Here is a 402-nt window from a genome sequence, read left to right on the forward strand (position 1 = left end):
ACCATGGGTTGGTTCTATGGCTTTAAGCTGCATTTGATTGTGAATCATCAAGGCGGAATCGTGGCGGCCAAAGTGACCCCAGCGAATGTACATGACACAAAACAGGTGAATGAGATGGTGCACAGTGACATGAATAAACTCTATGCTGATAAAGGGTATATCAGTAAAGCGCTGTCCAGTGAATTGCTTGAGAAAGGCGTGCAGTTGGTGACGAACGTGCGTAAGAATATGAAAGCGAAGGCGATGTCGTTGTGGGATAGAGCGATGCTGTCGAGACGTTTCATCATAGAAACCATCAACGACCAGTTAAAAAATATCTCTCAAATAGAGCACTCTAGACACCGCAGCGTGCATGGTTTTATGCTCAATATGATTGCGGGGCTCATCGCCTATCAATTGAAA

At 45.0% G+C, this 402-nt stretch carries 1 protein-coding gene; it reads left to right on the forward strand.

Annotated elements, in window-relative coordinates; all coding sequences use genetic code 11:
• Nucleotides 1-402 (forward strand): IS982 family transposase (locus tag KFE26_RS23695; RefSeq protein ID WP_212601923.1); only part of this gene is annotated, 402 nt, incomplete at both ends.

Source organism: Shewanella sp. M16, from assembly GCF_018224605.1.
GTDB lineage: Bacteria > Pseudomonadota > Gammaproteobacteria > Enterobacterales > Shewanellaceae > Shewanella > Shewanella oncorhynchi.